Source organism: Micromonospora sp. NPDC049004, assembly GCF_040649315.1.
Taxonomy (GTDB): Bacteria; Actinomycetota; Actinomycetes; order Mycobacteriales; family Micromonosporaceae; genus Micromonospora.
This window is the reverse complement of sequence record NZ_JBEZFG010000026.1, coordinates 1-2,525: the sequence shown is the minus strand read 5'-3', so window position 1 is coordinate 2,525 and position 2,525 is coordinate 1. Positions and strand designations below refer to the sequence as shown.

The 2,525-nt window shown below is 65.9% G+C and carries 3 protein-coding genes; 2 read left to right on the top strand and 1 reads right to left on the bottom strand.

Features of this window, described 5'->3' with window-relative positions; all coding sequences use genetic code 11:
* The first annotated feature begins 231 nt into the window (after positions 1-231).
* Together AB0B97_RS32475 and AB0B97_RS32470 are read left to right on the top strand one after the other, a co-directional pair.
* Entirely contained in the window at positions 232-1,086 is an 855-nt protein-coding gene (locus AB0B97_RS32475; protein WP_357499146.1) for a GntR family transcriptional regulator, read from the top strand.
* Positions 1,086-1,637: a kinase gene (locus tag AB0B97_RS32470; protein WP_357499144.1), complete on the top strand. Its 552-nt coding sequence runs from the start codon at positions 1,086-1,088 to the stop codon at positions 1,635-1,637. Before AB0B97_RS32475 ends, AB0B97_RS32470 begins: the two co-directional genes overlap by 1 nt.
* On the opposite strand, the gene AB0B97_RS32465 is transcribed toward AB0B97_RS32470, so the two are convergent.
* The gene (locus AB0B97_RS32465; protein ID WP_357499142.1) at positions 1,595-2,374 is read right to left on the bottom strand and encodes an HAD family hydrolase; all 780 of its coding nucleotides are present in this window, start codon (positions 2,372-2,374) and stop codon (positions 1,595-1,597) included. The genes AB0B97_RS32470 and AB0B97_RS32465 overlap by 43 nt on opposite strands.
* Positions 2,375-2,525 lie beyond the last annotated feature (151 nt).

Sequence of the window (2,525 nt, the reverse complement as noted above, 5' to 3'; positions counted from 1 at the left end):
CCGAGAACCGAGTACCACCCCTGAGGGCCATGTCGATCTCCTTCGCTGCTGCGACTTGACCGGCGCTCCGGTCTCTGTGATGCGCCTAACCTAACAACTGATATGGATGCCAGTCAACTGTTAGCTCACAGGTTCTCATCGAACGCAAGCGAGCAGTCAGGACACCGCTCATCTGTTAGGCCGCTGGTAGCCTGCAAGCGGTACGCGACGCCAACCACAGGGAGCACCGCGATGACCTCTCCGCAGGGCCGCACGGAGCGGCCGGAGGCCCGGCATCAGCAGGTGGCTCGGAACATCCGCAACGAGATTGAGGCGGGTCGCCTGGTGCATGGCACCGCCCTGCCGTCAACGAGGAAACTTGCGGACGAGTGGGGCGTCAGCGTCTTCACCATCAACGAAGCCATGAAGGTGCTGGCCGATGAAGGGCTCGTCATCAACGAGTCCCGCTCGAAGCGGGTGGTACACGCACCAGACCAGCTGCGCCGCAGCGAGGTACGCCCGGAGCGTCCCCGCGTTTTGTTGATTGGTGGCTACGCAGGTAGCGGCAAGACCGAGTTGGGCCGCATCCTGGCCCGCGAAACGGGGTGGCCGATGCTCGACAAGGACACTCTGACTCGGCCAGTAGTTGAGGCGGCACTGGATACGCTGGGACTATCGCCGAACGATCGCGAGTCGCAGACGTACTTGACTACCATCCGCCCGCGCGAGTACGAGGCCCTGCAAGACGCGGCTAGTGAGAACGTGCAGTGCGGTAACAGTGTCGTTGTGACAGCGCCCTTTATTCGAGAGTTCGGCGATCCCGCATGGATGGCTCGCACACATGCGTTCTATGAGGCGGCGAACGCCGCTGTCACGGTGGTGTGGGTGTACTGCGATGCCGACACGATGCTGACTTACGTACGTCGGCGCGGCGCTGCCCGCGATGCGTTCAAACTTGCCGACTGGCCGGCGTACGTTGGCTCCATCAACCTTGGTTTCCGCCCGGCGGGCGTTCACCTGGTGGTGGACAACTGCGCTTCGAGCCGGCCCTTGCAAGAGCAGGCCAAGGAGCTGGTAAAGGGGATCCTCGCGGGCGAGGGCTTGTGATGCGCGGTGTGATCCTCTACGGACCACCAGCGGCCGGCAAGGACACCGTTACCGCTGCGTTGCGCGACCTCGACCCCCGGTATGTCCTGTTCGAGCGGCTCAAGGTCGGATCAGGCCGCACGAGGGGTTATCGCATGGCCGATGAGACGACCCTCGACCAGTTGCGCCGCAGCGGCGATGTCATCTGGGAAAACCCCCGATACGGCGCGCGGTACGTGGTCGACCGGCCGTTCCTTGCGCAGCAACTGTCGGCCGCGGTGCCTGTCGTGCACCTGGGGCAGCGCCCAGCTGTCGCGGCTGTCACGAGGGCTGTTCCCGATGCCAGCTGGTGGGTGGTCTACCTCTGGTGTCCCCGTGACGTGGCTGAGCGGAGGATCGTGGCACGGCACACTGGCGACACGGACGCGCGTCTCCGGGCATGGGACGACACCGAGCCTCTACCCGATGCGGATCTAACCATCGACACTGCAGAGGTGTCACCGCATGCCGCCGCCGAGCGGATTCACCGTCACGTCCTGGCCGATGGCCGATCGACCGTGCCGCACGCCTGACGGAGCAGTTCGCGTAGACCGTGACCGTCCTGGATCGTCGCGTCGGGGGTCAGGGCGGGTTCCGGTGGTTCACGGTCAGTGCGGGGTGAACGCATGAGGATGGCGGCTTGAGCACCAGCGCGGCGGGCGCAGGCGATGTCCCTGTGCAGGCTGTCACCGATGAACCAGCAGTCTCCGATCGGTACGCCGACGGCGTCAGCTGCCAGAAGGGCCAGCTGGGGGTTGGGTTTGCGGGGGCCGGCTTCGTCGCTGTAGAACTCGGCGGTGAATAGGTCGGACAGGCCGGTGGTGGCGAGGTAGTCGCGGTGGGCGGCGCCGCACAGGGTGTTGCTGACCACGGCCAGGGGGAGACCGGCGTCGGTAGCGGCACGCAGTGCCTCCGGGATGCCGGGACGTACCTCCCATTCGGCCCGCCAGGTCCAGGCGTATGCCAGGGCGGTGGCTTCCCGCTCGACCGCGTCTTGGGCTGACTCTGGCCAGCTGGGGGAGACGAAGTTAGCCCACACCTGCGCGTGCGGAAGTTCAATCGGATCGCCGGTCTTGCCCACCCCATCGCGCCACAGCGCGTATGCCCGTGCGCCCTGGGTCAGATCAGCGGCGATCTGCTCATCGGATACCGCGCCTTCCACGATCCGAGCGAACTGGCGAACCAGCTCGGGCGGGGCCGAAGGCTGGGGAGGGGCGTCAACCAGGACGCCACCGAAGTCCAGCAGGAGTGCGCGAGGCGTACGAAGCATGTGGCCATCCTTCACCAGCAATAAGAAGGGGTGAAGGAGCAGTGATCTAGGGCTTGGTGAGCGGGCGGGATCTCGACTCGATGTGAGCGGGCCGGGCGCCGGAGCGTTGAGTGGCCTCGTCGCGGCTGCTGGGTCGACTGCGCCGCAGCTG